The organism is Micromonospora sp. WMMD714, from assembly GCF_029581315.1.
Taxonomy (GTDB): Bacteria; Actinomycetota; Actinomycetes; order Mycobacteriales; family Micromonosporaceae; genus Micromonospora; species Micromonospora rifamycinica.
In genome coordinates, this window is sequence record NZ_CP120744.1 from 6,842,952 (window position 1) to 6,869,950 (window position 26,999).

Here is a 26,999-nt window from a genome sequence, read left to right on the forward strand (position 1 = left end):
CGCCGACACGACCGCACCGCGAGGTGCGCGGAGGAGGATGTCCGGTGTCAGCGGGTGGCGCCCGCCGGGGACGGCGGGACAACGGGCTCGACGCGAGCGAGTACGCCGTCGCGGGCGACGTCGACCCGCGCGTCGGCGAGCACCTGCTCGACGTGCTCGCCGCGGGCGGGATCGCCGCCTACCTGCAGCCCTCCGCCGACCTGAACCCGATCACCCGGACGACCACCGTGCCGTCCCGGCCGGTCGACCGGCTCTACGTCGACCGCTCGCACCTGACCACCGCCCGCGACTACCTCACCCAGCTCGCCGACGAGTCGACCCCGGAGCCGGCCCGGCCCGAACCGGACGTCGACGCCGAGTGGGAACGGATCGTCGCCGCCTTCCACACCGCCCCGGCCGCCGGCAGCAACCCCTGGCCGGCCTCGGAGGACGTCGACGACGACGAGACCACCGATCCGGCCTCCCGGGCGGGTGGCCCGGTCACCCGCGCCGACGAGCCGACCGGCCCGACCGCCACCGACGTCCGACGGCTGCCGTACGCGGCCGACATCTCCGGCATCTCGGTGACCCCCCGGGGCCGGCAGGACGAGCCGTCGCTGCTGGACGGCCTGGACACCTTCGGGGCGGACCTGCCGGACGACCCGGAGGAGGGCTACACCCCGCCCCCTCCCCCGCCGCTGCCCCGGATCTCGAAGTACGCGGTGGTCGGCGTGCTGGGGATCGTGCTCGGCTTCGTCCTCTTCCTCAACCCGTCCTTGCTGCCGGTGGTGGACGCCTCGGTGGTCACCCTGCTCGGTTTCACCGGCATCCTCGCCGGTTTCGTCACGCTGATCTGGCGACTGCGTCCCGGCGACGAGGACGAGCACGATCCCGACGACGGCGCGGTCGTCTGACCATTCCCCCGTAGGCCCGACCGGATTCCCCAGCCCCCGTTCCCCGCCCCCGACCCCACCGCCGTCCCGCCCGCATGCCGGGACACCACCGGCCCCCCGCCCGGTGTAACAGCGGTGTAACTTACGGTCAGTAGGAATACCGTTGTAGGTCACTTCCCCCACCGACCGCCCGGTTGTTCCCCGCTCGCGTGGTCGGTCCACTGCCGATCGGAATGCCCGAGATGCGACAGAGATCACTGGTGGTGGTGGCCAACCGGCTCCCCATCGACGACAGCGTGGCGCCCGACGGCGCCTGCGAGTGGCGCCGCAGCCCCGGCGGGCTGGTCAGCGCCCTGCACCCCCTGCTCCGCCAGACCCCGGCCACCTGGGTCGGCTGGGCCGGTGGCACCGGGCCCGCGCCCGTGCTGCCCGACGTGGACGGTGTCCACATGGAGACCGTCCCGCTCACCGCCGACGACCTGCGCGACCACTACGAGGGTTTCGCCAACGCCACCCTCTGGCCGCTCTACCACGACGCGGTCGAGCAACCCGAATACCATCGCCGCTGGTGGGAGGCGTACCAGCGGGTCAACCAGCGGTTCGCCGAGGCGACCGCCGCGGTGGCCGACCCGGGCGCGGTGGTCTGGGTGCAGGACTACCACCTGCAACTGGTCCCCGGCCTGCTCCGCGAACTCCGCCCCGACCTGCGGATCGGCTTCTTCCTGCACGTGCCGTTCCCGCCGCCGGAGCTGTTCATGCAGCTCCCCCGCCGGTCGGAGCTGCTGCGCGGGATGCTCGGCGCCGACCTGATCGGTTTCCAGCGGGCCCAGGCGGCACACAACTTCGCCCAGCTCGCCACCAAGGTGCTCGGCCTGCCGGCCACCGACCGGCGGATCGGCGTGCAGGACCGGGTGGTGCGGATCGGGGCGTACCCGGTCTCGATCGACACCGCCGAGATGGCGGCGCTCGCCGGGCGGCCGGACGTCACCGCGCGGGCCCGCCGGCTCCGGCACGACCTGGGCGACCCCGAGCGGGTCATCCTCAGCCTCGACCGGATGGACTACACCAAGGGCATCGAGCAGCGGCTGAAGGCCTACAGCGAGCTGCTGGCCAGCGGTGACGTCAAGGTCCGGGACACGGTGCTGGTGCAGGTCGCCATGCCGAGCCGGGAGCGGGTCGGCCAGTACCAGATCCTGCGCGAACGGATCGAACGCGAGGTCGGCCGGATCAACGGCGAGTTCGGCCGGGTCGGCGAACCGGCCATCCACTACCTCAGCCAGCCCTTCGACCGCGCCGAGCTGGCGGCGCTCTACCGGGTCGCCGACGTCATGGCGGTCACCCCGCTGCGCGACGGCATGAACCTGGTGGCCAAGGAGTACGTGGCCGCCCGGGTCGACGACACCGGCGCGCTGCTGCTCAGCGAGTTCGCCGGGGCGGCGGCCGAGCTGGAGCAGGCGTACCTGGTCAACCCGCACGACCTGGAGGGGCTCAAGCAGGGGCTGTTGTCGGCGCTGCGGGCCGCGCCCGCCGACGCCGGTGACCGAATGCGGGCGATGCGCGACCACCTGCACCGGCACGACATCCACGCCTGGGCGCGCTCCTACCTCAGCGCCCTGGACGACACCGGCTCCCTGCTCACCCGGCTCAGCAGCACCGGCTGAGCCGGGCGGTCAGCCGCGGCCGGGCTCCTGAGCCGGGCGGTCAGCCGCGGCCGGGCTCCTTGACCAGCCAGTCGAGGAGCGCGTCCAGCGGCTCCTGCCAGCGGGTGTCGAGCATCAGGTCGTGCCCCATGCCCGGAAAGAGCAGCGGGGCCGCGCCGTACCGGCGGGCCGCCCGGGTCAGCGCGGCGGGCGGGACGACCCGGTCGTCGGGGCTGCCCAGCACCAGCACCGGCGGCCGGCCCACCGCCGGCTCGGCCTGCCGGCCGGCGAGCAGCTGCCACTGCGCCCGCCGGCTGGCCCGGCCCAGCCGGGCCAGGTGCCGCCGCGCGTCCGCGTCGGGCAGCTCCCGGCTGAACAACTGCCGGCGGTTCAGCCGCAGCGCCCCGCCGAACAGGGCGGGCAGCGTACCGACCGGGTTGCCGCGCGCCGCGGCCACGGCGGTCGCGACGCCGCCGAGCACCGGCGCGACCAGCACCGCCGCCCGCGCCGGGTACCGCGCCAACGCGTGTGTCACCACCAGCGCCCCCGCGCCGTGCCCCACCAGCACCGCCTGCCGGGGCAGGCCCGCCGCCACCTGGACCACGTCATGGGTGTACGCCCGCAGCGTCGCCTCCGCCGCCGGTTCGCTGCCGCTGTGCCCGCGCAGGCTCACCGCGTACGCGGGGAAGCCCCGGGACGCGGCGTGCTCCAGCCAGTGCTCGGCGAACGCCCACGCCCCGTGCCCGAACCCCGGCACGAACAGCAGCGGCGGACGCCCCTCCTCCAGGTCCGGGACGACGCTGAGCACCTCCCGCCGCACCGCGCGGACCGGACGTGCCCACTCCCGGCCCCGCAGGACGCGTACCCGCTCCCCGGTCGTGCCGCTCATCAGTCCTCCAGCTCGTCGAGGGCGCGCTGCACCGCGCGCAGGTAGTCGACGTGGCCCACCTCGAACCAGTGCCGGCTGCTGTCCTTGACCTTCCCCGTGTACCGCTGCCCCGCGCCGGCCGCCGCCCGGGAGGCGAACGCGGCGGCCCGCTGCGGCTGCTCCCGGCGCACCCGCAGCGACCGGGCGAAGAGCACCGTCTGCCAGTGCGCCAGGGTGAACAGCCCCGAGTCGGGCTGCAACAGCCCGGCCACCGCCAGGGTCGGGTGGCCCGGCGGGAAGGCGTGCAGCCAGAGCCGGGGCCGGCCGGACCCGTCGGCGTCGCCGAGGATCCCCGGGTCGAGGAACTCGAAGCGGGGCAGGTAGCCGGTGGCGAAGACGACCAGCTCCGGGTCGATCTCCCGGCCGTCGGTGAGGGTCACCCCGCCGGGGTGGAACCGGGCCACGTCCGGGACCGGGGTGATCTCGCCGTGGCCGACGTAGTAGACCAGTTGGCTGTTGGCGATCGGGTGTGTCTCGTAGACCCGGTGGTCCGGCTTCGGCAGCCCGAACCGGGTCAGGTCACCCACGGTCAGCCGCAGGGTCCGGTGGTAGAGCCACTGCCGCAGCCGCAGCGGCACCCGCCAGGACAGCAGCGTGTCGTTGACCTGGTCGGCGGGGCGGCCGAGGACGTACTTCGGGGCGTACCAGTAGCCGCGGCGGGTGGAGTGCCAGCACCGGGACGCCTGCTGGGCCGCCTCGACCGCCAGGTCACAGCCGGTGTTGCCGGCCCCGACGACGAGCACCCGCTTGCCGCGTAACTGGGCCGGGTCCTTGTAGGACGAGGAGTGCATGACCTCGCCCCGGAACTCCTCCAGCCCCTCGTAGCGGGGCAGCTTCGGTGACCAGTTGTGCCCGTTGGCGACGAGCACGGCGGCGTACCGGGAGGTGCGCTCCGGGCCGTACCCGCCGGTGCTGCGGGTGGTGACGTCCCACCGGTCGCCGTCGACCGGCTCCACCCGGACGACCTCGGTGCCGAACCAGATGTGCCGGCGCAGGTCGAAGTGGTCGGCGTACCGCTCGAAGTAGGACAGCAGCTCGCTGTGGTGCGGGTAGTCCGGCCAGGAGTCCGGCATCGGGAAGTCGGGGAACTGGGTGAACGGCCGCGACGAGATGAGGTGCGTGCTGGCGTACACCGGGCTGCGGTCGTGCCGCCAGTTCCAGCCGCCGCCGACGCCGGTCTCCCGTTCGTAGCAGTCGACGCCGAAGCCGTGCTCGGTGAGGTTCTTGACGGCGGTGAGGCCGCTCGCCCCGGCACCGATCACGCAGACCGTGTCGCCCCGGTCGGACACCGGGCGGCCGTCCCGGCTCGGGGCGAGCGTGGTGGTCTCCGGATCGGGCCGGCCGTGCTCGGTGGAGGGGGACACCCGGAAATCTCCTTATGTGCGGCCAGGTACGCCGGTTCGACGGGCATCCTCCCCGGACCCGCCGCCCGTTGTCCAGCCCGGCTCGCGGGGGTTTCGCGGCCGGGCCGCCGGGTCAGCCGGCGGCCGGCAGCAGCAGGTCGACCAGGACCGGGAAGTGGTCGCTGGCCCGGCGGGTGGTCGGGGTGTCCACCACGTCGTAGCCGACCACCTCGACCCGGGGGTCGACGAAGAGCGCGTCGATCCGCCGGCGCGGATTGGCGCACGAGTAGGTGTGCCGGTCGGCCGCGTCGGCGGCCACCGCCGCGTCGGTCAGCCCGGCCGCCACGGTGCCCCAGGCCGGGCCGTCCGGCCCCTCGTTGAGGTCGGCCCCGAAGACCACCGGCAGGTCGGCGGCGGACAGCTCCCGCTTGAGCAGGGCGGCCTGCCCGGGGCGTTCGGTGGGGTCGGTGGACAGGTGCGAGCCGGCCAGCAGGAACCGGGCCGGGCCCACCTGGCAGCGGGCGTACGCCGCGCCGCGCAGGTGCCGGCCCGGGGTCAGCGGGAACCGCTGGCAGTGCGTCCCGGTCACCCGGACCCGCAGGCTGGTCAGCAGCAGGTTGCCCAGCGAGGGCAGGCCACCGGCGGCCACCACCAGGCCGAACGAGTCGGCCAACGCGGCGGACTTCTGCCGCCACCGGAACCGGCGCGGCGCCTCCTGCACGATCACCACGTCCGGGGCGGCCTCCCGGACCACGCTGGCCAGCGCCGCCGTGTCGTCGCGCTGGCTGTGGATGTTGTAGGACACCACCCGCAGCGGCACCCGGTCGGCGGCGGGGTCGGTGGACCCGGCGCTCATCGGCGGCGGGCCAGGTCGGCGGCGCCGATGACGCCCGCGCTGTTGCCGAGTTCGGCGGGGCGGATCTCGGCCACCGGGAGCCGGCTGCGCTGGGCCAGCGCGTCGGTGAACGACCGCCGGGTCGGGCCGAGCAGCAGGTCACCGGCGTCCACCACGCCGCCGCCGACGACCAGCACCTGCGGGTCGAGGATCTGCGCCATGTCGGCGAGGCTGGTGCCGAGCCACCGGCCGATCTGGGCGAACGCCTCGGCCGAGATCGGGTCGCCGGCCTGGGCGGCGGTGGTGACCATCGGGCCGGTGATCGCCTCGGCGTCGCCGCCGGCCAGGTCGAGCAGGGCGGTGGCGCGCTGGGGCTCCTGCCGCGCGCCGGCCCGGGCGAACCGGACCAGGGCGCTGCCGCTGGCGTACTGCTCGATGCAGCCGAGCCGGCCGCAGCCGCACTGGTGGCCGTCGGGGACGGTGAGCATGTGGCCCAGCTCGGCGGCGATGCCGTGGGCGCCGCGGACCAGCTCACCGCCGAGCACGATGCCGCCGCCGACGCCGGTGCCGATGGTGAACATGACCATGGAGTCGTCGGCCTCGCGGGCCGCACCGTGCCGGAACTCGGCCCAGGCGGCCACGTTGCCGTCGTTCTCGACGATCACCGGCAGCCCGGTGGCGGTGCTGACGTAGTCGCGCAGCGGCTCGTCGCGCCAGGCCAGGTTCGGGGCGAAGAGCACGGTGGAGCGGGAGGCGTCGATCCAGCCGGCCGCGCCGATCCCCACCGCGTCGACCTGGTGGCCGGCGGCGAGCTGGGTGACCAGGTCGATGATGACGTCGCGGGTCTTGCCGACGTCGTCCGCGGGAGTGTCCCGCCGGGCCTGCACGAGCACCCTGCCGGTGTCGTCCACGACACCGCCGGCCACCTTCGTGCCACCGACGTCGACTCCGATGGTCAGCGTCACCGCGGCCACTCCCCTCTGCATGTGCGTCCCGGCATCGACCGAAGCGGCCGAGCACCGCCGGGATGTCCGGTGGTCAGGCCCCGTCGCCTGGTGCGTCCCCGCCCGCGCCGGACGGCGCCCGCGAGGCGGGCACCACGGGGCCGTCGGCCGTGGGCCGGACCTGCTGGGCCGACGCGGCCGGCCCGGCGTCGTCGACGGGCGGTGCGGCGGCGGTCGGTTCGGCCGCGTCCTCCGCCCGGGTGGCGGCGGACCAGATGTCCCGCTCCGGCGCCGACGCAGAATCATGCCCGGTACGGGTGGCCTCGCGCCACACATGATCGGCGTCGGAATCGGCGGGGCCGGCTCCGCCGGTCGTCGCACTGGCGTCACCGGGCGTCCCGTGGGATGCTTCCCCGCCTGCCGGCGTGCCGAACGCGCGCATCAGGCTGGCGATCCCCGCCGCCAGGTCGCCCGCGCCGGTGGCGAGCCGCTCGGCGAACTCGGGGCTCGGATCGCGCAACGCGGCGATAGCCCGACAGACGGGACAGATGCAGCACTCCGCCGATCCGGTGCCGAAAGCACCGGCCCGGTGCGCGCCCCCGGTCGGGCGGGCCGGGCCGGCACTGTGACCGAGGACACCCGACACGATCCCACCGAACGGACCCCACGGTCCCGCACCCGAGCCGGTGCCGTCGGATGCCAGCCGGGCCGTCGCGATCAGCGTGGCGACCAGCCGTTCGGCTTCCTCCCGGGCCGAGCCCGGCTCCGTTGCGCCCATGGTCGGCTCCTCCGTCGTGTCGCCGGCCGCCGCGTCGCTACGCCGCACCGGCTGCTTCTACCCGGCGCTTGAGCTGCTTCAACGCCGTATCCATGATCATTTTCTCGGCTTTCCGGCGAAACATGCCGATCATGCCCACCGACAGCTCGACCTCCAGGGTGTAGGTCACCGTGCAGGTGTCGTCCGGGTTGCCGACCAGGTCGTACGAGCCGCGCTGCGCCTTCTGCATCCGCGACGGCGCGACCAGGTGCCACTCGATCCGGGAGAGGTCCTCGGCGTACTCGTAGGCCAGCACGTACTCGTCGGCCATCACGCCGGCGTCGATGGTGAACCGCACCTGGCTGGCGTAGCCGTCCTCGTACTCCTCGACGACCTCGGTCCGGCGCACCGCCTCGGTCCACTCCGGGTAGCTCGCGAAGTCGCAGATGACCGCGGCCACCTGGTCAGGTGACGCGCCGATGATGATCGACTGGGTGGAGGAGTCCGCCATGGGGGGAGGCTACCCGCCGCGCCCGGCGGACGCCCCGCTCCACCCCCGGAGCCGGGTCCGGGCCGGTGGGGCGGGCTACCTGGCTGGGGCATCCGGCGCGGCGGCCGGGTAGGTTTCGACCATGCCGGCCCGTGGTCGGCCCGGCCAGTGCGAGCACGAGGGAGTGCAGGTGCGCGAGTTCTCCGTTCCGCCGATCGTCAGCATCGGCGACGCGGCAAACCTGACCGACCCGGTCTGGGACAACGCCGAGGCGGCACCGGACGCGGTGCAGTTCGTCCGGCCCGCCGTGGAGGGCCGCGCCGCGGTCGACGTCACCTGCCGGCAGTTCCGCGACGAGGTGGTGGCGGTCGCCCGGGGGCTGGCCGGCGCGGGGGTGGCCCCCGGCGACCGGGTCGCCCTGATGAGCCGCACCCGCTACGAGTGGACCCTGCTCGACTACGCCATCTGGGCGGCCGGCGCGGTCACCGTGCCGATCTACGAGACCTCCAGCGCCGAACAGGCCGCCTGGATCCTCGCCGACTCCGGTGCGGTCGCGGTGGTGGTGGAGACCAACAGCCACGCCACCCTGGTCGCCGGGGTCCGGGACCGGCTGCCCGAGCTGCGCGACGTGTGGCAGATCGAGCTGGGCGGGGTGGACGAGATCGTCGCCGCCGGCGCGGCGGTCGACCCGGAGGAGATCGAGCGCCGCCGCACCTCGGTCCGCGCCGCCGACGTCGCCACGATCATCTACACCAGCGGCACCACCGGCCGCCCCAAGGGCTGCGTGCTGACCCACCGCAACATGTACGCCGACATCGCCAACGCCGTCCCGGTGCTGCCGAACCTGTTCCGCCCGGGGGCCTCGACCCTGCTGTTCCTCCCGCTGGCGCACGCCTTCGCCCGGCTCATCCAGATCGGGGTGGTGCAGGCGCGGGCCACCATGGCGCACTGCGCCGACACCCGGGACCTGATCCCCCAGCTCCAGGAGTTCCGGCCGACCTTCGTGCTCTCCGTCCCCCGGGTCTTCGAGAAGGTCTACAACGGCGCCCGGCAGAAGGCCGAGGCCGACGGCAAGGGCGCGATCTTCGACCGGGCGGAGAAGGTCGCCATCGCCTGGAGCGAGGCGCAGGAGACCCCGGGCGGTCCCGGGTTCGCGCTGCGCGCCCAGCACGCCGTCTTCGACCGGCTGGTCTACCGCAAGCTGCGGGCCGCGCTCGGGGGCCGCTGCCGGGACGCGATCTCCGGTGGCGCTCCGCTCGGCGCCCGGCTCGGGCACTTCTTCCGTGGCATCGGGGTGACCATCTGCGAGGGGTACGGCCTCACCGAGACCTCGCCCGCCGCCGCGGCCAACCTGCCCACCGGCACGAAGATCGGCACCGTCGGCCGCCCGCTGCCCGGCGTGACCATCCGGATCGCCGACGACGGCGAGATCCTGATCGCCGGTGACCTGATCTTCCAGGGGTACTGGAAGAACGAGTCGGCCACCGCCGAGGCGCTCACCGACGGCTGGTTCCGCACCGGCGACCTGGGCCACCTCGACGACGACGGCTTCCTCAGCATCACCGGCCGCAAGAAGGAGATCATCGTGACGGCCGCCGGCAAGAACGTCGCACCGGCCGTGCTGGAGGACCAGGTCCGGTCGCATCCGCTGGTCAGCCAGTGCGTGGTGGTCGGCGACCGGCAGCCGTTCATCGCTGCTCTGGTCACCGTCGACGAGGAGGCGCTGCCGAAGTGGCTGGCCGCCCACGGGCTGGCCGAGGACACCCCGGTCGACCAGCTGCTGACGCACGACGGGCTGCGGGCCGAGATCCAGGGCGCGGTGGACACCGCCAACCTGGCCGTCTCCAAGGCCGAGGCGATCAAGGTGTTCCGCATCCTGCCCCGCGACTTCACCGAGGCGACCGGTGAGCTGACCCCCTCGCTCAAGGTCAAGCGGCAGGTCGTGCACAAGACGTACGCGGCCGAGATCGCGGAGATCTACCAAGGCTGACTACGATCCGTCACGTGTCCGCCTCCACAGCCGTCCGCCCCCAGACGCGCCCCGTCGCCGCCGCCGCCCGTGCGGTGATGCTCGCGCTGGTCGGCGTCCTGACCCTGATCGCCACCCGCGATCCCGCCCAGCTCTGGTGGATCGCCCTGCTGGCGGTCGCCGGAGCGCCCGCCCTGCTCGCCCCCGAGCACCGGTTGATCGGTCCGCTGAGCCGGCTCGCCGAGGCGGTGGTGATCGGGCTGGCCGCCAGCCAGGTCGCCGTCTCCGCCGTGCTCGGCTCGTCGGTCGGCGGGCTGGGCGCGTCGGCGGTGCTGCCCTACCTCGCGGTGCCGGTCACCGTCACCGCGCTGCGCCGGCAGTTCCGCGAGGGGGCGGTGCTGCTCGCGGTCACCGCGGTCACCCTGCTGATGGCCGGCGCGCTCACCGTGGTCGACGGCGGGCGGCAGCTCGGCCAGCCGGGCTACCTGGCGGTCTGCGCACAGTGGCTGATCCTCGCCGGGCTCGGGCTGTACGCCGCCGGCACCCTGCACCAGGTGATGCGGGTCCGCGCCGAGGGCAAGCCCCAGCCGTACGCCGAGGCGACCCGGCTGCTGACCCAGCTCCGGACGGTCGCCCGGCAGCTGCCCGGGGCCACCCTCGACCCGGGCGGCATCTCCGAGCACCTGCTGGAGGAGCTGCGCACCGTGGCCCCCGGCAACCGGGGCGCGGTGCTGTCGGCCAGCGGCGGCGGCCGGCTGGTGGTGCTCGCCCAGGTGGGCGTGGACCGGGTCGACTGGGAAACGACGCTGGACTCCGATTCGGCGATCGCCGACGCCTGGGCCAGCCAGCAGCCGCAGACCGCGGCCCGGTCGCAGGCCCGCTCGCACCCCGGCGGGGACGTCTCGTCGCTGATCGTGCCGCTGGTCGCCGGGGTCCGTACGGTCGGCCTGGTGGTGCTGGAGGCGGACGCCGCGCACGCCTACCCGCCGCCGGTGGTGTCCCGGGTGACCGGGCTGACCGGCCCGGCCGCGTTGCGGCTGGAGGCGGCGCTGCTCTTCGACGACGTGCGGTCGCTGGCCACCAACGAGGAGCGCCAGCGGCTGGCCCGGGAGATCCACGACGGGGTGGCGCAGGAGCTGGTGATGGTCGGCTACGGCATCGACAACGCCCTGGCCTACGTGGACGAGGACCCGAAGGAGACCGCCGAGGCGCTGCGCACCCTGCGCGGCGAGGTGACCCGGGTGATCACCGAGCTGAGGCTGAGCCTGTTCGAGCTGCGCAGCGAGGTGGACCGGCACGGCGGCCTGGCGGCGGCGATCGCCGAGTACGCCCGGACCGTGGGTTCGGCCGGCGGGCTGCGGGTGCACCTGTCGCTGGACGAGTCGACCGCCCGGTTGCCGGCCGCCACCGAGGCCGAGTTGCTGCGCATCGCGCAGGAGGCGGTGACCAACGCCCGCAAGCACGCCGGGGCGTCGAATCTCTGGGTCACCTGCGAGGTGGACCCCCCGTACGCGCAAATTGAAGTGTCGGATGACGGTCACGGCATCGGTGACCAGCGCACCGACGGTCACTACGGCCTTGCGATCATGGCGGAGAGGGCGGAACGTATCCGGGGCCGGTTGGAGATCAGTCCCCGGCAACCCAGCGGTACGACCGTGGCGGTGGTGGTGGGTTCGTCGCCCCGGCGCGATAACGTGCGTGGCAGCGCAGCAGCAGAAGTGGAGTAATTCGAGGATGACCACAAGCCCGACACCGGCCACCCGTACCAAGGTCCTCCTTGTCGACGATCACGACCTGATCCGCAAGGGGCTGCGGCACGCCTTCGAGCGTGACCGTCAGTTCGAGGTCGTCGGCGAGGCCGCGACGGCGGCGGAGGGCGTGCGCCAGGCCGGCGCGCTGCAACCGGACGTCGTGATCATGGATCTGCGACTTCCCGACGGCAGCGGCCTGGAGGCCACCCGGGCGCTGCGCAAGTCCAGCGCGTCGATGGGCATCGTGGTGCTCACCATGTACGCCGGTGACGACCAGCTCTTCGGCGCGTTGGAGGCGGGGGCCAGCGCGTTCGTGCCGAAGACCGCGCCGGCCGACGAGGTGGTCGCCGCCGCCCGGCACGCCGCCTCCTCGCCCAGCGCGTTCACCGCGGCCGACCTGGCCGAGGCGATGAAGCGTCGGCTGGCCCCGTCCGGTCCGCAGCTCTCCCCCCGCGAGGGTCAGGTGCTGCGGCTGCTCGCCGACGGCATGAGCGTGGCCGGCATCGCCAAGCAGCTCTTCGTCAGCGAGTCCACCGCCAAGACCCACATCTCCAAGCTCTACGAGAAGCTGGGCGCGGCCAACCGGGCGCAGGCGTTGATGACCGCCCTGCGGTTGGGCCTGCTCGAGGCGCCGGACGCACCGAAGTTCTGAGCGGGTCCTCACCCCGCGGGCCGGCAGGCCCGGATCCCTCGTCGGACCGGGCCTGCCGGGCGATCCACAGGTTTCGATTGCGCCCGGTAAGGGGATGATCGCGCACAGATCGCGGTCTTTGCACCCGGGCAGTGGGCGGGCACAATACCCGGGTGAACCGCGCAGGCGACGACCCACGCGGTGATACTCGACAAAGGGGTTGGGGATGCAGCGACCGGACTGGGCACCCGACGACATCGACATCGAACGCCCCAGCGTCGCCCGCATGTACGACTACTATCTCGGCGGCTCGCACAATTTCGCCGCCGACCGGGTCGCCGCCCGCGCGATGGTGGAGGCGGTGCCCGACGCGCCGCTGATGGCCCAGGCCAACCGGGCGTTCCTGCGCCGGGTGGTGCAATACCTGGTCGACTCCGGTATCCGTCAGTTCCTCGACATCGGCTCCGGCATCCCCACCGTCGGCAACGTGCACGAGATCGCCCAGCGGGCCGCCCCGGACGCCCGGGTGGTCTACGTCGACGTGGACCCGGTCGCCGTGGCGCACAGCCAGGAGATCCTCGCCGGCAACGGCAACGCCGTCGTCGTCCGGGAGGACCTGCGCCGGCCAGAGGCGATCCTGCGACATCCCGAGGTCACCCGCCTGATCGACTTCACCCAGCCGGTGGCGGTGATGGTCGTGGCGGTGCTGCACTTCATCCCGCACTCCGACCATCCCGAGGACATCCTGCGGACGCTGCGCTCGGCGCTGGCCCCGGGCAGTCACCTGGTCCTCTCCCAGGCCGGCGAGGACGGTCGCCGCAGGGCGGAGCAGGCCGAGGCGGAACGGGTCTACCGCCGCACCGACAACCCGCTGTGCATCCGCAGCCGGGCCGAGCTGGCCGCGTTCTTCGACGGTTTCACGCTGGTCGATCCCGGGGTGGTCTGGTTGCCGCAGTGGCGGCCCGAGACGCCGGAGAGCGCCGAGGACGCCGAGCGGGCCGGCTTCCTGGGCGGCGTCGGGCGTCTCGATGGGTGAGCCGGTGGCCACCGGCGCGTCCTGTCCGGGCATCTTCGCCCGCGCCTGGGCCAAGGCGGTCTCCGGCACCAGCTACCTGCCGATGACCCAGGCCCAGCTGGAGGCGCTGCTGCAACGCCTCACCGTACGGCTGGCCGCCGCGCTGCGGGCCGAGCCGTTCGACCCGCGCATCGGGCACCAGGTGGGTGCCGAACTGGTGGCCGCGCACATCGCCTCGGCCGAGGGGCTGGGCCGTACCGTCGAGGTGATCCAGCTCCGTCTGCTGCGCGACCTCGGTCTGGTCGGCGACGACGTCTCCGACCGGCTGGCCCGGCTGCTCGCCACCATCACCACCGGGTACGCCCGCGCGCTGCGCGACCGGACGCTCGACGAGCAGGAGTCGATCCGGCGGGCCGCGATGGTGGCCCGGGCGCAGGCCGAACGGGCGCTGCGCGACAGTGAGTCCCGGTTCCGCCACCAGGCCACCCACGACCCGCTCACCGACCTTCCCAACCGGACCCTGTTCACCGAACGGCTCGCCGCCGCCATCGCCCTGCCGGGGCGGGGTTCCGACCGGGTGGGGGTCTGCTTCCTCGACCTCGACCGGTTCAAGGTGGTCAACGACTCCCTCGGGCACCAGCTCGGCGACGCCCTGCTGGTGCAGGTGGCGCAGCGGCTGCGCCGGGCGCTCGGCGAGCATCTGGTGGCCCGGCTCGGTGGCGACGAGTTCGTCATCCTGGTCCAGCACACCCGCGGCACCGACGACGTGGTCACGGTGGCCGAGGCGGCGCTCGCGGCGGTCGCCGAGCCGGCCCTGGTCGACGGGCACGAGCTGACCGTCACGGCCAGCGTCGGCATCGTGGAACGGCCGGTGGTCGGCGCCACCCCGGGTGAGCTGATGCGGGCCGCCGACAGCACCCTGCACTGGGCCAAGGCGGCCGGCGGCGCCCGCTGGGCGCTGTTCGACCCGGCCCGGCACCGCACCGAGCTGGCCCGGTACGCCCTGTCGGCGGCCATCCCCGCCGCCCTCGACCGGGGTGAGTTCTTCCTCGACTACCAGCCGCTGACGTCCTTGCGCGACGGCACCCTGCTCGGGGTGGAGGCGCTGGTCCGCTGGCGGCACCCGGAGCTGGGGGTACTGGGTCCGGACAGCTTCATCGGCCTGGCCGAGGAGACCGGGCTGATCGTCCGGCTCGGCGGCTGGGTGCTCGCCGAGGCGTGCCGGGAGGCGGAGAGCTGGGCGGCGGGCGGCGGGCCGGCCCCGTTCGTCAGCGTCAACCTGGCCGTCCGGCAGGTCCACCGACCCGGCCTGGTGCAGGAGGTATGCGGGCTGCTGGCGCAGACCGGCCTGCCACCGCACCGGCTCCAGTTGGAGATCACCGAGAGCACCATGATGAGCACCGGCGCGGAGGACCCGGTCCGGGCGCTACGGATGCTCAACGAGCTGGGCGTCCGGATCGCCATCGACGACTTCGGCACCGGCTACAGCAACCTGGTCTATCTGCGGGACCTGCCGGTGACCGAGCTGAAGGTGGCCGGTGAGTTCGTGACCAGGCTGCGTACCCCGCAGGTCGACCCGGCCAGCCGCAACGACGAGCGGATCCTCGCCTCGCTGGTGTCGCTGGCCCACGCGCTGGACCTGACCGTCACCGCCGAGGGGGTGGAGACCGCCGACCAGGCCGACCGGCTCCGCGCCATCGGCTGCGACGCCGGCCAGGGCTGGCACTTCGGTCGGCCCGCCCCGGCCGCCCGCATCCTGGAGAAGATCCGCTGAGCCCCGGCCGGGCCACCGGGCACCGGCCGCCCTGGTGACACCCGCCGGGCCGCCCGGCACGGCACCGGCCGCCGAGGTGGCGCACCACGGGCCACCCGGCACGGCACCGGCCGCCGAAGTGAGGCACACCAGGCGGTCGGTCGCGGCTCAGCCGGGTGCGGTGGTGCCGGCGAGCAGGTCGGCCAGCCGGCGGGCCTGGGTCTCCCAGCGCCACTCCTTCTCCACCCAGGCCCGACCGGCCGCGCCGAGCTGGCGGGCCAGCTCCCGGTCGGCGAGCAGGGTGGCCACCCGGTCGGCGAGCACTGCGACGTCCCGACCCGGGACGACGTAGCCGGTCTCGCCCTCGCGGACCGCGTCGGGTGCGCCGCCGGAGTCGCCGGCCACCACCGGCAGCCCGGTCGCCGACGCCTCCAGGTAGACGATGCCCAGCCCTTCGACGTCCAGGCCCCGGTTACGGGTGCGGCAGGGCATCGCGTAGACGTCACCGGCGGCGTAGTGGGCCGGCAGCGCCTCCCACGGCACCGAACCGGTGAACACCACGTCCCGCGCCACGCCGGTGGACCGGGCCAGCTTCTCCAGCGTCGCCCGGTACGGCCCGCCCCCGACCACCAACAGCGCCGCGTCGGGCACCCGGCGACGGATCGCCGGCAGCGCCCGGATCAGCATGTCCTGGCCCTTGCGCGGGACCAGCCGGGACACACAGACCACCACCGGCCGGTCGGCCAGCCCGTGCCGGGCCCGGACCGGTGCGCCGTCCACCGCCGGATGGTAGGTGTCCACGTCGACCCCGGGGGCGAGCCGGTGCAGCTCGGTGACGCCGTGCAGGGCGCGTTCCAGCCGTACCCGGGTGTAGTCGCCGAGGTAGGTGACCACGTCGGTGTCCCGGCCGATCCGGCGCAGCGCGGCCCGGGCGCCGGGCAGGGTCGCCCAGCCGGCTTCGTGGCCGTGGGTCAACGCCACCGCGCGGCGGATGCCGGCGCGGCGGCGCAGCCCCCCGGCGAGCAGGCCGAGCGGTGCGGCGGCACCGAACCAGACGGTGTCGCAGCCGTGCTCGCGGGCCAGCCGGGCGGCCCGGCGGGCGACCCCGGGGGTGGGCAGCAGCACCCGGGTGGCGTCCCGGACCACCGGGAAGGGCTGCGCGGCGTCGAACTCGGCGGTGTCCCGCCAGCTGGAGGCGTAGACGACCACCGAGCCGGGCGGCTGGCGGACGGCGAGCTGGTGCACGAACGACTGGATGCCGCCGGGGCGGGGCGGGAAGTCGTTGGTGACCAGCAGGGTCCGGCTCACCGGCCGACCTGCCGGGCGTAGGCGCGGGCGGCGGCCATCCGTTCCACCGTGGACGGGTGCGACGCCGACCAGAGGTACTCCCAGCGGGGCGGGTCCGGGTCGCCCAGGTTGACCCCGGCCAGCCGGCGTTGCATCGCCTCGAAGGTGGCCGGGTCGCCGGTGAGCGCCAGCGCGTGCGCGTCGGCCCGGGCCTCGACCCGGCGGGACATCAACGCCTGCACCGGGGCGGCCACCAGCCCGACGACCGTCACCAGGGCGATGAGCAGCGCGAACGCCCGGGGCTCGGCGATCGAGTCGACGCCGGCCCGGCGCAGCAGCGGCGTCCAGGAGCCGAGCAGGTAGAGCGCGACGACCGCGGTGGCGGCACCGAGCGCGCCGGTCAGCGTGCCGGTCCAGACGTCCCGGTCCTTGGCGTGGCCCAGCTCGTGCGCGACGACGCTGGTCACCTCGGCGGGAGTGGCCTCGCGCAGCAGGGTGTCGTAGACCACTACCCGGCGGGTCGGCCCCAGGCCGGAGACGTAGGCGTTGACCGCCCGGGTGCGGCGGGAGGCGTCGGCGACCAGCACGTCCCGCACCGGTACGCCGTCCCGGGCAGCCAGCGCGGTCAGCTCGGTGCGCAGCGGCCCCGGCTCCATCGGGGTGAACCGGTTGAACACCGGCTCCACCAGCACCGGCAGCACGAAGGAGAGCAGCACCACCAACCCGGCCGCGCCGGCCGCCCCGAACGCCCACCACCAGCGCGGGGCGAGCCGGGTGACGGTGTAGAAGCCGAGCAGCACCACCGCGCCGACGACCGCGCTGACCGCGTACGACTTGAGCAGGTCGACCGTCCAGCCACCCCAGCCGTGGGTGCTCAGCCCGTAGCGGGTCAGCACCGACTGCCGCCAGGCGGCGAAGGGCAGGGTGAGCAGGTCGGCGACGAGCACCACGGCGATCCCGCCGAGCACCGCGCGGGCGATCCAGTGGTCGCCGAAGGGCCGCCCGGCCAGCTCGACCAGCCGGGCGCCGAGCGGGGTCAGCCCGAGCAGCAGGGCCACCAGCAGCCCGACGACCAGCCCGGTGTAGCGGCCGGGGCGCAGCGCCGCCTGGAACGCCCGCCCCCGGGCCACCTGGTCGGTGGGCAGGTCGCGCAGCGCGGCGAGCTGATCGGCCCGGGGTGCCGGGGGCCGGTGCCACGGGACCAGCAGGGCACCGACCACGACCAGGGCGAGCACCAGCGCCGCCAGGGTGAGCACCGCCCAGCCGCGCGGGGTCACCGGGACACCCCGGCAGCGGGTCTGCGGGTGTGGCGTCGTACCCGAGTCATGCCGCCGCTCCTCCCGCCGTGAGCGCCCATCCTATGGCCCGCCGACGCGGCAGCGGCGCGGTGTGCCCCGGACCCCGTTACGGCCCGCGTAGACCACCGGCCCACCGGCACCGGGCCGTGCCGCAGCGGACCGGCGGGCGTCAGGCGACCCGACGGCGGCGGGCCGGACGGGCGGTCTCGTGGGCCAGCACCTCCACCTCGAAGCCGGAGCGGGTCAGCACCTCGATCGCCCGGTGCTCGGCGGCACCCAGGCCGGCGGCCGGCGAGTCGGTGTCGAGCAGGGCCGTCACCAGGCAGCCGGCGCAGCCCGCACCACGGACCCGGCAACCGTCGCAGTCGATGAGCATCGTGCCTCCTGACGCAGTGCGGCGTCGGGCGGAAGACCCTCGTCACCACCCGAGCACCGTCGGTCAGGTCGGACACTAGCCATCGGGTACGACACAATCGGACAACAGTGATCAACCAGTGCCGGGCCGATCGCCGGACGGCGGCGTGATCGTCAGCCTGTCGAACCCGGATCGCGGACGAGGACGTCGAACAGGGGCGCGTCGGGCCAGCCGGGTCGAAGCCGGGTGACGGTCCGCCATCCCCAGGACCGGTACGCCGCCTGCGCGGGGCCGTTGTCCGGCCGGGCGAGAAGGGTCATCCGCTGCTCGTGTCGGCTCCGCACCAGATCGTCGTGCAGCGCCCGCGCAACCCCCTGCCGCCGCCACTGCGCGCGCACCAGCAGCTCGCAGATGGCGAAGGTCCGCTGCCCGTCCTCCTCGGTGAAGCCGACCGGCACGGGTTCCTCGATGCCGTCCCACCATCGGGTGTCCGGTGCCAACGGGAACCCGTAGACGTACCCGATCAACTCCTCATTCAGCGCAGCGGCTACCAGCACCCATCCAGGCCGCTGCCGGTGGGCGGACAGTTGGCGACGGTAACGGTCCTCACCGTAGAAATCCCCCTGCCCGGCATGGACGTCCAGGTAGAGGGCGATCAATTGCTCGGTGATCTCTTCGGCTTCGACCGAACTGTAGTGGCGGAAGGTCAGACTCCCGATCATCAGACGGCCACCCCGTCGAAGGCTTCGATGAAGTCTCGGACCGGGGCGGTCTGCCGAGGTAGCCGGCCCACTGTCGAACGGATGTCGGCCAGATGCCGGGTCACCCGGCCGGAGTTCATCTGCCGCACCTCAGGGAGCAGGTCAACCGCCATCCGGGCGGCCTCGCTGACGTCGCCCGCCCGGCAGGTCGCCTCGATCAGCCGTACCCGGTAGTAGACCTGGTTGCGCCGGTGGGTGGGGGATCCGTTGGCGATGGCGTCACGGAGCGCCTCCGCGGCACGCCCCGGCTGGTCGAGCGAGAGGAACGACAACGCCTCCAGACCCTGGACCTCCTGGGCGTTGACGAAGTGGACGAAGTCGGGATCCTCTTGGTGCGGACCCCGTTCCAGTTGCTGGCGTGCGTTGCGCATCTCGCGCTCGAAAGCGCCGTGGTCCTTCAGCACGGCGAACGCGCATGCCCGCCGAAGGTGTAGAAGTGTGCGCAGGCGTGGGGTCGCCCAGCCGGCGGAGATCCGGAACGCGGCGTCCGCGCAGTGCAGAGACTCGGTGGGCCGGAAGTTCCAGGTGTGAAGTGCGAGTTGCGTGAACGCGCGTGCCTCGACCTGGAGATCGTCGGCGAGCCGTGCCCGTGTGATCGCCTCGTGGAGATAGGGACGCACGGCTGCCCGGCGTTCGGCGTCGTGAGCCAGCCACGCCGTCTCTACGGCCAGGTCGGCGAGCGACGCCTGGAGGGCTTCACCGACATCTCGACTGTAGAGTGCCTCTGCCGCCCAGGAGGCCAGACGACCATGGACATGGATGGCGATGTCGCACAGCTGATTGGCACCGGTCGCCGCGTCGGCGTCCCGGAACTCCTTCACCAGGGAGCCGGCCCGGCGGACGTGTTCGAGGCCGATGGACGCAGACTGGTCCGCGAGCGTGGCGAAGAAGCCCACATTGCTCACGGAGCCGACTCCCGCCAACGCTGCCAGTGCGTGGAACTGCCGGCGGTCCGTGGTGACCACCCCCTTCGTCGATGGTTCGAGAGAAACTGGTGTCGTCTCAAGGTCCCCGTGGTCATGGCAGTCGCGCCCCGGTACCGGCCCGAAGTCCGTCGTTGAGCTGGGCCGCACGCCGGGCAGGCTGAACCACAACAGGACACCCGGTATCCCGAGGATCTTCGCCCAGTGCGCCAGCCGGTCCAGGTGCACTACCGGCGGTCCGTTCTCAATCCGGCTCAACTGCGCCTGAGTGATCCCCATCCACCCCGCCACCACGCTCTGCGGCAACGGGTGCCGCCCGTGGTAGGGATGGCACCGGTAGGCCCTAATCAACCGACCGAAATGACGAGACGCCAACGCCTGTCGTACCGGCTGGTGGTCCCAGAAGGAGGTCGGCACCTCGGGTGGCGCGCTCAGCCGGTCGCGTTCGGCAGCCTGGCAGGGGGCGCAGCGTCCGCTGTCGTTGTCACGGGCGAGTCGTCCGCCGCAGCGTGGGCAGTTCGCAGATGTCACCGGCAACCTCGCCAATCGCGGGCGGTCGAGTCCGACGTCGAGCGTAATCATTCAACCCGCTCCGTGCACGAGTGGTATACGCAGCGCGCATATCGAGGACGCCCACGCTCATGTCGTACCAGTCGGACGGACCGTTCCTGCCACGCCGCCCGGTCGAGCCAGGACACCGGGACCGGGGTGGCGATGAGGCACAGGCGGGCGGGTCCATCCGCGTAGTCGGTCGAATACGGTGCGCGCATGCCGCCCACGATCATCACCACATAACGGAACCCCTGGTCAGCGGCGATGGTCGACGGCATGGCCCGGGGCGGGTGCCGGGCTCCGGGGTGGTGTCGACTCCCACGACGCGACCTCGACCCCGCCCGCCCCGGTGCCGGTCCACCCTCCGCGACGCACAGGGGCGCAGACACGATGACCACCGCAGCAGACATCCCCGACGGGGACCGGCCGCCCCGCGACAGCCGGCCGGGGCAGGAGACCTGCGGCATGACCCCGGCCGAGATCGTCCGCCGCTGGTTGCGGCTGGTGGCGGCGGACGCGGAGCTGTCGCCGTACCTCGTCGGGGTGGATCTCGGCCGGCTGGCCGCGCACCTGACGGCGAGCGTGACCGCCGCGCTCGCCGGGGAGCCGGCGGACCCCTGGGGCGGGCTCGGCCTGTCCGAGGAGCAGCACCGGCGCGTCGGCGACTACCTGGTCGGGGTGTGCTGGGCGGCGGACCTGCCCGACGAACGGATCAGCCGGGTACGCCGGGCGGTGGCCCGATGAGCGCCGCCGACCAGCCGTCGGGGTGGCCGCTACCGCCCGACGGGACGGGCCGGTGCGACAGCGTGCCGGCCCGGGTGGTCGACCACGACCGGCCCTGCACTGCCACCGCCATCCTGACCCTCCGCCCCTGGTCGCGGCTGGCCCACCGCCCCGGCCAGGCCGTCCCCGTCCACACCGCGCGCCACCCCGGCCGGTGGCGCTGGTACTCCCCCGCGAACGCGCCACGCCCCGACGGCACCGTCGAGCTGCACGTCCGCGCCGTCCCCACCGGCACCGTCTCGGCCAGCCTCGTGCACCAGGTACGCCCCGGCGAGCTGCTCCACCTCGGCCCGCCCCGCGACACCGGCCTGCACCTGCGCGACGGCGACCTGCTGCTGGTGGCCGGCGGCACCGGCCTGGCCCCACTGCGCGCCCTGGTCGAACAGGTCGCCGCCGCCCCCGACGGCCGCCGGGTCATCCTGATCGCCGCCACCCGCACCTTCACCGGCCTGTACGACCCGATCGCCCTCGACAAGCTCCAGCAGGCCCACGACTGGCTCACCATCGTGCCCGCGTTCTCCGACGACCCGCAGGCCGCACCGGCCGAGCGGGGCGACGCGCTCACCGTCGCCCTGCGCCACCACCGACCTCACGACCAGGTGTACGTCTGCGGCCCACCCGCGATGCTCGACGACGCCCGCCGCCGGCTACCCCTGGCGGGAGTGCCCGAGGACCGCCTCCACCTGCCCGCCCCGATGGCCCCGGAGATCCCCGGCTGACACTGCGGCCAGCCCGCACCGGACGTTCGCCCGGTCCTGCTCACGGGGTAGTGCAGCGCGTCGCTCAGGAGCGGGACAGCCGGCGCAGCAGCGAGTCCGCGCCCAGCGGGTACGCCCCGTGCCGGCGTACCCCGTCGGCGACCTCGCGGTCGGAGGAGATCACCACCACCGGGCGGCCGGGCGGCTCGGCCCGGACCAGTCGGCGGATCAGCTCGTCGGCGGTCTCCCCCTTTCGGGAGAAGAGCACCCGCACCCCGCGCGGGGTGGGCGGCAGGCCGTGCATCCGCTCCGCCCCGTCGAAGACCACGGTCACCTCGTCGCCGGTCTGCGCGGCGATCCCCCCCAGCCCGGTGATCAACCGCTTGCGCTGCTGCTCCAGGGACATCTCGCCGAACCCGCGCTTGGTGACGTTGTAGCCGTCGACGACCAGGTGCGCCCGGGGCAGGGCGAGCAGTTGATCGAGTCGGGCCGGGTCGTCGGTGTCCCGGGCGCGGGCGGCCGGTCCGGCCTGGGCGGTCACCGGGGCGTCGGTGAAGGCGTCGGCCACGAAGTCGGCGGGGAGCTTGTCCACCGGGTCCAGAGCCAGTTCGCGGCGCAGCCCGACGGCGGCCTGACCGATCGTCTCCAGCAGCAGCCACAGCCGGGCGTCGTCGACCGAGCGAGCCTCCTTGGCGCTGGCCTTGGCCACCCCGGCCGCCGCCTCGGCCTCGGCCAGCCGGGCCCGCGCCCGGCGCAGCTCGGCGTCGCTGTCGGCGGCGGCCCGGGTGGCCCGGCCGCGTTCGGTGGCGAGCAGGTCGTTGGCCCGGCGTTCCCGGGCCTGGGTCTCCCGCAGGCTGCGCTGGAGCTGGCGGTTGTCCTCCCGGAGCTGACCCAGCTCCTCGCGGACCCGGGCCAGCTCGTCGCGGAGCTTGTCCGCCTCCACCCGGGCCACCGCCCGGTCGTGCTCGGCCCGGGTGGCCCGCTGTTCGGCCTCCCGGACCAGCTCGGCGACGACCGCGCTGTCCGCCTCGGCGCGGACCACGGCCCCGCTGGCGTCGATCAGCTCCCGCCAGCCCCGGGGGCGGACGAGGTAGGCCAGGGCGGCCACCTCGACCGGGTCGGCGGCGGCCGGCGCGGTCCCGTCGACCACTGCCGCACCCAGGTCACCGGCGTCGGCCAGGACCCGGGCGGTGACCCGCTGCCGGAACAGCGGATCGGCGGTGAGCTGCGCGGCGATGGCCGAGCCGCCCAGCCGCGCCCGGCGGTTCGGGGCGAACTTCGCCACCCGGCGCAGCGGCACCGGCACCTCGTCGCCGGGCAGGCCGGGCAGGACCGCGGCGGTGAGCGCCACGATCCGCTGCCGGACCGGCTCGGGCAGGCTGGGCTCCGGCTCGGGCGGCCCGGTCTCGGCGGATCCCGCCTCCGACGCTCCGCCCCCGGCGGATCCGGCCTCGGCCCCGGCGGATCCGGCCTCGCCCCCAGCGGATCCGGTCTCGGGCGGTCCGGTCTCAGTTTCGGGCGCCCCCGCACCCGGGTTCCCGCCGGCCCCGGGCACGGCGGCGGACGACCCCTCCTCCGGGAGGTGGTCGTCGTACGGCTCGGTGAGGGGCATGGGGCAAGTCTCCCACCGCGACCGGGCCCACCGCCGGATGAGTGAGCCGATCTCTCATCCTATGTCGTGGGGGGCTGCTGGGGCTGCGGTGACGGGAGTGTCGCACCTGACGATTAACCTGCCGGCCGTGGCACCTGGGGAGTTCGTCCAACAGACCCTGGCCGGGCTGGACCGGTCGGCCGGCGGCGTCGATCCGGCGCTGCCGCTCTACGCGACGACGTTCGTGGTGGTCGACCTGGAGACCACCGGCGGCTCACCCGACGGCGGCGGCATCACCGAGATCGGCGCGGTCAAGGTACGCGGCGGCGAGGAGCTGGGCGTACTCGCCACCCTGGTCAACCCGGGGGTGCCGATCCCGCCGTTCATCACCGTGCTGACCGGTATCACCCAGGCCATGCTGGTTCCCGCCCCGCCGATCGAGCAGGTGCTGCCGAGCTTCCTGGAGTTCATCGCCGACGCCGTGCTGGTGGCCCACAACGCGCCCTACGATGTCGGGTTCCTCAAGGCCGCCTGCGCGAAGCACGGCCACCGCTGGCCCAACCCCCGGGTGCTGGACACGGCGGCGCTGGCCCGCCGGGTGCTCAGCCGCGACGAGGTGCCCAACCGCAAGCTGGGCACCCTGGCCGCCTACTTCCGCACCGCCACCCAGCCCACCCACCGGGCGCTGGACGACGCCAAGGCGACGGTGGACGTGCTGCACGGGCTGATCGCCCGGCTCGGTGGGCACCGGGTCGACACGGTCGGCGAGGCGATCGAGTTCACCCGGGCGGTCACCCCCACCCAGCGACGCAAGCGGCACCTGGCCGAGGGGCTGCCGAAGGCCCCCGGGGTCTACATCTTCCGGGCGGCCGACGACCGGCCGCTCTACGTCGGCACCTCCGGCGACATCGCCACCCGGGTGCGCAGCTACTTCACCGCCGCCGAGAAACGGGCCCGGATGTCGGAGATGCTGGCCGCCGCCGAGCGGGTGGAGGCGGTCGAGTGCGCCCACCCGCTGGAGGCGGAGGTCCGCGAGCTGCGGTTGATCGCCGCGCACGCCCCGCCGTACAACCGCCGGTCGAAGTATCCGGAGCGGATGGTGTGGCTCAAGCTGACCGACGGGCCGTACCCCCGGCTGTCGGTGGTGCGCGGCCTGGCCCCCGGCGACACCGCCTACCTCGGCCCGTTCCGCTCCACCCGGGCCGCCGAGCTGGCCGCCGCCGGGTTCCACGACGCGGTGCCGCTGCGCCAGTGCACCCACCGGTTGTCACTGCGCACGGTCACGCCGGCCTGCGCCCTGGCCGAGCTGGGCCGCTGCCCGGCACCCTGCGAGCACCGGATCACCCCCGAGGAGTACGACCGGCGCGCCGTCACGCCGTTCCGCACCGCCACCACCAGCGACCCGCAGGTGGTGGTGGACGCCCTGCTGGCCCGGATCGAGGCGCTGGCGGCGTCCCGGCGCTACGAGGAGGCGGCGGTGGTGCGGTCCCGGCTGGCGGCGGTGCTGCGGGCCGCCGTCCGGATGCAGCGGCTGGCCGGGCTGACCCGGATCGACGAGCTGGCCGCCGCCCGGCCCGCCGCCGGGGGTGGTTGGGAGCTGGCGCTGGTGCGGCACGGGCGGCTCGCCGGCGCCGGGGTGTCCCCGCCGGGCGTCCACCCGCGACCGACGATCACCGCGATCCGGGCCACCGCCGAGACGGTGGAGCCGGGCGGGCACGGGCCGGTGCCCCGGGCCACCGCCGAGGAGACCGAGCGGATCCTGTCCTGGTTGGAGCGACCGGAGACCCGTCTGGTGGAGATGACCTCCGAATGGTCGTCCCCGGTGGCCGGCGCGGGGCGGTTCCGTGACCTGCTGGCGAAGGCCGAGGGCGGTGGGTCCGCCCAACTCTCGACCGAACGCCCATGAGCAAGTGACCGATCGGACTACCCCGCCTCGCTTAGGCTGTTAAGGGAGTGCAGTCCTGCCCGTTTCGTGGGCCTGCTTCCGGTTGCCGGGTACGGTGGACGGGAGTCGGGGTGAGGAGGTGTCCCTCGTGGACGTCGACGCCGGACACGGCGCCGCCCTGGGGGGTGCGCTCCCGGCCCAGCCGGGTGAGTTGCCCCTGGCCCGGCGGCTCCGGTCCTTGTTGAGCTGGCCGGCCAGCGACGGTGATCCGGTGACCCAGCTGGTCCGCACCCACCGCGGCATCCATTCCAGCGCGGACGCCTCCGTGCTGCGCAGGGCGTACACGATCGCCGAGAACATGCACCGCGGGCAGTTCCGCAAGAGCGGCGAGCCCTACATCACCCACCCGCTGGCGGTCGCCCAGATCTGCGCCGACCTCGGGATGGACACCACCACCCTGGTCGCGGCGCTGCTGCACGACACCGTGGAGGACACCCGCTACACCCTCCAGGCGCTCAGCGAGGACTTCGGCCACGAGGTGGCCCACCTGGTCGACGGGGTGACCAAGTTCGACAAGGCGTTCTACGGCAAGGCGGCCGAGGCCGAGACGATCCGCAAGATGATCATCGCGGCCGGCAAGGACGTCCGGGTGCTGATCATCAAGCTGGCCGACCGGCTGCACAACATGCGTACCCTCGGGGTCCGCTCGGCCGCCTCCCGCGAGCGGATCGCCCGCAAGACCCAGGAGGTGCTGGTCCCGCTCTGCGACCGGCTCGGCATCCAGACCCTCAAACGCGACCTCGACGACGTGGTGCTGCTGCACCTGGAGCCCGACGAGCACGCCCGGCTGGCCCGGTACGTGCACGACCGGCCCGGCTGGGACGTCTACCTCGACGACGTGGTGGCCCAGGCCAAGGTGGCGCTGCGGCGCAGCCGGGTGGACGCCGAGGTGAGCGTCCGCCCCCGGCACCTCTACTCGATCTGGAAGGACACCGTGGCCGGCGGGCACACCGCCCCGTACGACCTGCCCCGGATCGTGATCGTGGTGGACGGCCCGGCCACCGACTGTTACGCCGCCCTCGGCGCGGTGCACGGGCGCTGGCGGCCGGTCCCCGGCCGGTTCAAGGACTTCATCGCCTCCCCCAAGAACAACCTCTACCGCTCCCTGCACACCAGCGTCTGCGGCCCGCAGGAGCGCACCGTCGAGGTGCTGATCCGCACCCAGGAGATGCACCGCTGCGCCGAGTACGGCGTGGCCGCCGACTTCCGCTTCCCCCGCGCCTCCGGCGAGACCAGCAACACCGACCGGCTCTCCTGGCTGCGCCGGGTGCTCGACTGGGAGCAGGAGGCCCCCGACCCGGCCCAGTTCCTCCAGTCGCTGCGCTGCGACCTGGCCGAGGCGCAGATCCAGGTGGTCGCCGACGGCCGGCAGGTGGTGCTCCCGGCCGGGGCCACCCCGGTCGACCTGGCCTACGAGCTGGGCACCGAGCGGGGCGACCACTGTCTCGCCGCGCGGATCAACGGCCGGCTCGCCCCGCTGGCGTCCGAACTGGACGAGGGCGACGTGGTGGAGATCTACACCGAGAGCGACGCGGAGAGCGGCTTCGAGGCGACCTCCGCCCCCCGGGGGCCCCGCCGCGAGTGGCTCGACTTCGTCAAGTCGCCGCACGCGCAGATGCAGATCAGCCGCTGGTTCACCGACCACACCGAGCCCGGCATCTCGATCGCCGACAAGGTACGCCTGGGGCGGGCCACCATCGGGCTGGCGCTGCGCAAGCACGATCGGGGGCTGGCCAGCGACCTGCCGCTGCTGCGGCTGTCGGAGGAGCTCGGCTACCCCGACCTGGAGACCCTGCTGGTCGCGGTCTTCGACCGGGCGGTCGAACCGGACACCGTGGTCCGCCAGCTCATCGACCTGGTCGACCATCGACAGTGACC

At 74.0% G+C, this 26,999-nt stretch carries 23 protein-coding genes; 11 read left to right on the forward strand and 12 right to left on the reverse strand.

Features of this window, described 5'->3' with window-relative positions:
• Positions 1 to 44 precede the first annotated feature (44 nt).
• The gene (locus O7625_RS29070; RefSeq protein WP_067308034.1) at positions 45 to 893 is read left to right on the forward strand and encodes a DUF308 domain-containing protein; all 849 of its coding nucleotides are present in this window, start codon (positions 45 to 47) and stop codon (positions 891 to 893) included.
• 221 nt (positions 894 to 1,114) lie between these two features.
• Positions 1,115 to 2,533 (forward strand): trehalose-6-phosphate synthase, encoded by a 1,419-nt coding sequence (locus O7625_RS29075; protein WP_067308052.1) that lies wholly within the window; start codon positions 1,115 to 1,117, stop codon positions 2,531 to 2,533.
• Between the two features lie 40 nt (positions 2,534 to 2,573).
• Here the strand turns inward: O7625_RS29075 and O7625_RS29080 are convergent, their stop codons facing one another.
• The 6 genes from O7625_RS29080 to O7625_RS29105 all read right to left on the reverse strand — a co-directional run bounded on the left by O7625_RS29080 (position 2,574) and on the right by O7625_RS29105 (position 7,830).
• Entirely contained in the window at positions 2,574 to 3,401 is an 828-nt protein-coding gene (locus tag O7625_RS29080) for an alpha/beta fold hydrolase (protein ID WP_282343065.1), read from the reverse strand.
• Entirely contained in the window at positions 3,401 to 4,804 is a 1,404-nt protein-coding gene (locus tag O7625_RS29085; protein ID WP_282343067.1) for an NAD(P)-binding domain-containing protein, read from the reverse strand. The genes O7625_RS29080 and O7625_RS29085 overlap by 1 nt, the downstream gene beginning before the upstream one ends.
• A gap of 112 nt (positions 4,805 to 4,916) precedes the next feature.
• Positions 4,917 to 5,639, reverse strand: coding sequence for an endonuclease/exonuclease/phosphatase family protein (locus O7625_RS29090; protein ID WP_282343069.1), 723 nt, complete (start codon positions 5,637 to 5,639; stop codon positions 4,917 to 4,919).
• Complete coding sequence (locus O7625_RS29095; protein ID WP_172898563.1) at positions 5,636 to 6,592, reverse strand: ROK family glucokinase; 957 nt, start codon at positions 6,590 to 6,592, stop codon at positions 5,636 to 5,638. Before O7625_RS29095 ends, O7625_RS29090 begins: the two co-directional genes overlap by 4 nt.
• Before the next feature lie 64 nt (positions 6,593 to 6,656).
• A complete protein-coding gene (locus tag O7625_RS29100) occupies positions 6,657 to 7,340 on the reverse strand; it encodes a hypothetical protein (protein WP_282343071.1) in 684 nt (227 codons plus the stop codon).
• 37 nt (positions 7,341 to 7,377) lie between these two features.
• Positions 7,378 to 7,830, reverse strand: a complete 453-nt coding sequence (locus O7625_RS29105; protein ID WP_282343073.1) for an SRPBCC family protein — start codon at positions 7,828 to 7,830, stop codon at positions 7,378 to 7,380.
• A gap of 169 nt (positions 7,831 to 7,999) precedes the next feature.
• On the opposite strand from O7625_RS29105, the gene O7625_RS29110 reads away from it, so the two are divergent.
• The 5 genes from O7625_RS29110 to O7625_RS29130 all read left to right on the forward strand — a co-directional run bounded on the left by O7625_RS29110 (position 8,000) and on the right by O7625_RS29130 (position 14,949).
• Positions 8,000 to 9,799 (forward strand): long-chain fatty acid--CoA ligase, encoded by a 1,800-nt coding sequence (locus O7625_RS29110; protein WP_282343075.1) that lies wholly within the window; start codon positions 8,000 to 8,002, stop codon positions 9,797 to 9,799.
• A 14-nt stretch (positions 9,800 to 9,813) separates the two neighbouring features.
• Positions 9,814 to 11,505 (forward strand): GAF domain-containing sensor histidine kinase, encoded by a 1,692-nt coding sequence (locus O7625_RS29115; protein ID WP_282343077.1) that lies wholly within the window; start codon positions 9,814 to 9,816, stop codon positions 11,503 to 11,505.
• A gap of 7 nt (positions 11,506 to 11,512) precedes the next feature.
• The gene (locus tag O7625_RS29120; RefSeq protein WP_007072219.1) at positions 11,513 to 12,181 is read left to right on the forward strand and encodes a response regulator transcription factor; all 669 of its coding nucleotides are present in this window, start codon (positions 11,513 to 11,515) and stop codon (positions 12,179 to 12,181) included.
• A 205-nt stretch (positions 12,182 to 12,386) separates the two neighbouring features.
• Positions 12,387 to 13,196 carry an SAM-dependent methyltransferase gene (locus O7625_RS29125; protein ID WP_282343079.1) on the forward strand — a complete coding sequence of 270 codons (810 nt, stop codon included), beginning with the start codon at positions 12,387 to 12,389 and terminating at the stop codon, positions 13,194 to 13,196.
• Positions 13,189 to 14,949 (forward strand): bifunctional diguanylate cyclase/phosphodiesterase, encoded by a 1,761-nt coding sequence (locus tag O7625_RS29130; protein ID WP_282343081.1) that lies wholly within the window; start codon positions 13,189 to 13,191, stop codon positions 14,947 to 14,949. The genes O7625_RS29125 and O7625_RS29130 overlap by 8 nt, the downstream gene beginning before the upstream one ends.
• Before the next feature lie 147 nt (positions 14,950 to 15,096).
• On the opposite strand, the gene O7625_RS29135 is transcribed toward O7625_RS29130, so the two are convergent.
• From O7625_RS29135 to O7625_RS29155, 5 genes are all read right to left on the reverse strand, one after another.
• Complete coding sequence (locus O7625_RS29135; protein WP_282343083.1) at positions 15,097 to 16,236, reverse strand: glycosyltransferase family 4 protein; 1,140 nt, start codon at positions 16,234 to 16,236, stop codon at positions 15,097 to 15,099.
• Positions 16,233 to 17,492, reverse strand: coding sequence for a M48 family metallopeptidase (locus O7625_RS29140; protein WP_282343085.1), 1,260 nt, complete (start codon positions 17,490 to 17,492; stop codon positions 16,233 to 16,235). Before O7625_RS29140 ends, O7625_RS29135 begins: the two co-directional genes overlap by 4 nt.
• Positions 17,493 to 17,682: 190 nt before the next feature.
• Entirely contained in the window at positions 17,683 to 17,889 is a 207-nt protein-coding gene (locus O7625_RS29145; RefSeq protein WP_067308001.1) for a hypothetical protein, read from the reverse strand.
• A 152-nt stretch (positions 17,890 to 18,041) separates the two neighbouring features.
• Positions 18,042 to 18,590 carry a GNAT family N-acetyltransferase gene (locus tag O7625_RS29150; protein ID WP_282343086.1) on the reverse strand — a complete coding sequence of 183 codons (549 nt, stop codon included), beginning with the start codon at positions 18,588 to 18,590 and terminating at the stop codon, positions 18,042 to 18,044.
• Positions 18,590 to 19,831, reverse strand: a complete 1,242-nt coding sequence (locus O7625_RS29155) for a helix-turn-helix transcriptional regulator (protein ID WP_282343088.1) — start codon at positions 19,829 to 19,831, stop codon at positions 18,590 to 18,592. Before O7625_RS29155 ends, O7625_RS29150 begins: the two co-directional genes overlap by 1 nt.
• A 663-nt stretch (positions 19,832 to 20,494) precedes the next feature.
• On the opposite strand from O7625_RS29155, the gene O7625_RS29160 reads away from it, so the two are divergent.
• The gene (locus O7625_RS29160; protein WP_282343089.1) at positions 20,495 to 20,848 is read left to right on the forward strand and encodes a hypothetical protein; all 354 of its coding nucleotides are present in this window, start codon (positions 20,495 to 20,497) and stop codon (positions 20,846 to 20,848) included.
• Positions 20,845 to 21,606 carry an FAD-binding oxidoreductase gene (locus O7625_RS29165; protein WP_282343091.1) on the forward strand — a complete coding sequence of 254 codons (762 nt, stop codon included), beginning with the start codon at positions 20,845 to 20,847 and terminating at the stop codon, positions 21,604 to 21,606. The genes O7625_RS29160 and O7625_RS29165 overlap by 4 nt, the downstream gene beginning before the upstream one ends.
• Positions 21,607 to 21,670: 64 nt before the next feature.
• Here O7625_RS29165 and O7625_RS29170 read toward each other — a convergent pair whose 3' ends face one another.
• Complete coding sequence (locus tag O7625_RS29170) at positions 21,671 to 23,197, reverse strand: NYN domain-containing protein (RefSeq protein WP_282343093.1); 1,527 nt, start codon at positions 23,195 to 23,197, stop codon at positions 21,671 to 21,673.
• Between the two features lie 127 nt (positions 23,198 to 23,324).
• Between O7625_RS29170 and O7625_RS29175 the strand changes: the two genes are divergently transcribed.
• Together O7625_RS29175 and O7625_RS29180 are read left to right on the forward strand one after the other, a co-directional pair.
• Complete coding sequence (locus O7625_RS29175) at positions 23,325 to 25,082, forward strand: DEDD exonuclease domain-containing protein (RefSeq protein ID WP_282343095.1); 1,758 nt, start codon at positions 23,325 to 23,327, stop codon at positions 25,080 to 25,082.
• Positions 25,083 to 25,209: 127 nt separating this feature from the next.
• Positions 25,210 to 26,997, forward strand: coding sequence for an HD domain-containing protein (locus tag O7625_RS29180; protein WP_282347131.1), 1,788 nt, complete (start codon positions 25,210 to 25,212; stop codon positions 26,995 to 26,997).
• The last annotated feature ends 2 nt before the right edge of the window (positions 26,998 to 26,999 follow it).

Coding starts and splice junctions, on each gene's coding strand:
- O7625_RS29075 (WP_067308052.1), top strand. CDS start 1,115: ATGCGACAGAGATCACTGGTGGTGGTGGCCAACCGGCTCCCCATCGAC.
- O7625_RS29080 (WP_282343065.1), bottom strand. CDS start 3,401: ATGAGCGGCACGACCGGGGAGCGGGTACGCGTCCTGCGGGGCCGGGAG.
- O7625_RS29090 (WP_282343069.1), bottom strand. CDS start 5,639: ATGAGCGCCGGGTCCACCGACCCCGCCGCCGACCGGGTGCCGCTGCGG.
- O7625_RS29100 (WP_282343071.1), bottom strand. CDS start 7,340: ATGGGCGCAACGGAGCCGGGCTCGGCCCGGGAGGAAGCCGAACGGCTG.
- O7625_RS29105 (WP_282343073.1), bottom strand. CDS start 7,830: ATGGCGGACTCCTCCACCCAGTCGATCATCATCGGCGCGTCACCTGAC.
- O7625_RS29120 (WP_007072219.1), top strand. CDS start 11,513: ATGACCACAAGCCCGACACCGGCCACCCGTACCAAGGTCCTCCTTGTC.
- O7625_RS29125 (WP_282343079.1), top strand. CDS start 12,387: ATGCAGCGACCGGACTGGGCACCCGACGACATCGACATCGAACGCCCC.
- O7625_RS29130 (WP_282343081.1), top strand. CDS start 13,189: ATGGGTGAGCCGGTGGCCACCGGCGCGTCCTGTCCGGGCATCTTCGCC.
- O7625_RS29145 (WP_067308001.1), bottom strand. CDS start 17,889: ATGCTCATCGACTGCGACGGTTGCCGGGTCCGTGGTGCGGGCTGCGCC.
- O7625_RS29150 (WP_282343086.1), bottom strand. CDS start 18,590: ATGATCGGGAGTCTGACCTTCCGCCACTACAGTTCGGTCGAAGCCGAA.
- O7625_RS29155 (WP_282343088.1), bottom strand. CDS start 19,831: ATGGGGATCACTCAGGCGCAGTTGAGCCGGATTGAGAACGGACCGCCG.
- O7625_RS29160 (WP_282343089.1), top strand. CDS start 20,495: ATGACCACCGCAGCAGACATCCCCGACGGGGACCGGCCGCCCCGCGAC.
- O7625_RS29165 (WP_282343091.1), top strand. CDS start 20,845: ATGAGCGCCGCCGACCAGCCGTCGGGGTGGCCGCTACCGCCCGACGGG.
- O7625_RS29170 (WP_282343093.1), bottom strand. CDS start 23,197: ATGCCCCTCACCGAGCCGTACGACGACCACCTCCCGGAGGAGGGGTCG.